This is a genomic window from Streptomyces sp. BV286, assembly GCF_019090165.1.
In the GTDB taxonomy this organism is placed as follows: domain Bacteria; phylum Actinomycetota; class Actinomycetes; order Streptomycetales; family Streptomycetaceae; genus Streptomyces.
The window spans coordinates 1-1621 of record NZ_JAHRIB010000075.1; the positions used below are offsets into that span (position 1 = coordinate 1).

Consider the following 1621-nt stretch of genomic DNA (forward strand, 5'->3'; position numbering starts at 1 on the left):
CCATGACTGGAGCGAGGACCGGGCCCGGAGCTACCCAGAAGTTTTTTCCATCATCGAAAGGGACGTGAAGCCCGAACGACTCAAGAACAACCGCAAGAGCTATCGTGACTATTGGTGGCAATACGCAGAAAAGAGACCGGCTATGATCAGCGCGGTCAAAGGGCTTGACCGTGTCCTGGTGGTAGCGCGGGTGAGTAAGACTGGGCTGCCGGTCTTTGTGCCCACTGGTCAAGTCGTCAGCGAACAAACTGTGGTCTTCGCAACTGATCAGCTTGCGGACCTAGCGTTGCTCAGCAGCGGTATCCACTACTCCTGGGCGATTGCGCGAGCGTCGAGCCTCAAGGGAGACCTTCGATATACGCCGTCTGACGTATACGAGACTCTGCCTCGGCCAACTGCGACAACAGCAATGGAAGATGCCGGGCAGACGCTCGATGATATGCGTCGAGAGATTATGACTGAGAGGAAGCTAGGACTGACAAGCTTGTATAAGATCGTCCACGATCCGACGGAATCTAGCAGCGACATTCAAGCCTTGCGTAGCAGTCACCGGCAAGTCGACGAGGCGATCGTGCATGCTTACGGCTGGTCTGATCTCGAACCGAATCACGGATTCCATGAAACTCGCCAAGGTACTCGCTTCTTGATCAATCCGACTCTCGGAAGGGAAATAATGGATCGCCTCCTGGAGCTCAATCATGTGCAACACGGGCGTGAGGCTGCCCTACGATCCCCCCGAGTCGGCGGAAGGGTGCGCGCGGCGCAATCAATCGAAGTAACAGGGGATGGCCTACTGTTCTGATTGAGGAATCAGAACAGGACCGAATCTTGGGCGCCTCCGTCTGCCTTGTTCGCCCGCCGAGCGCTACTTGCGTTGTCACCTTCACTGATCGCCAGGGCGCGGGCAGAGGCAACTTGCTTGTGATTCAACTCCAGTAGTCTGTCAAGAGTCTCGATTCGAGTGGAAGCGCTGATGCCGTACCGATATCCTTGATAGGTCTCATAGAAGGTGTGGCGAAAATCAAGATCATCCCACCCGTACGCCTCGGCCGTCACTTCGTCGATCTCTTCGTGAATTCTCCGCAGATTCACGATGTCGACATCATTGACCACAGGGTCGTGAATCATGTTGTACAGTTTCGTTAGTCCCAGAATTCTGTCTCTCATGACATCTGCGCGCAGTCGCTCCAGAGCTGCCCCTGCTACTTTCATTCGCATTGTGGGAGTAGGGTAAGGCAGAGTCTCGAAAACGTCGGAAGGTGAATAATTCAGGTCGGCTTTCATTGTTGATGAGTTTCGCCAAGCCCAGTTCGAGTGGATCGAACTTGAGAGTAGAGCAAGGTCGGTATCATCTGCCGTGACGAAGACTCCCAACTTATGCGAGAGAACTTGCCGACTGGCCACACGCGCTGGCATCACCGTTCTGCTGACGAGTGCTACCACCAGGACACGGTCCAAGTTGGAGATGGCACGGTAAAGATCCATTGCAGGACGAGTGAACCGCCACCAGATCTCGCGCCGTTGACGGTTGTTGTTCTTGAGTCGTTCGGGCTTCACGTCCCTTTCGATGATGGAAAAAACTTCTGGGTAGCTCCGGGCCCGGTCCTCGCTCCAGTCATGG

The 1621-nt window shown here is 55.0% G+C and carries 2 protein-coding genes; one reads left to right on the plus strand and one right to left on the minus strand.

All coding sequences use genetic code 11. The annotated features are described in order from the left end of the window. A partial coding sequence (locus tag KUF83_RS10685) for a type IIL restriction-modification enzyme MmeI (protein WP_374106038.1) occupies window positions 1-802 on the plus strand: 802 nt, incomplete at its 5' end. Between the two features lie 8 nt (window positions 803-810). Here KUF83_RS10685 and KUF83_RS10690 read toward each other — a convergent pair. Further along, window positions 811-1621: type IIL restriction-modification enzyme MmeI (locus KUF83_RS10690; RefSeq protein WP_374106039.1), on the minus strand; the 811-nt coding region annotated here is incomplete at its 5' end.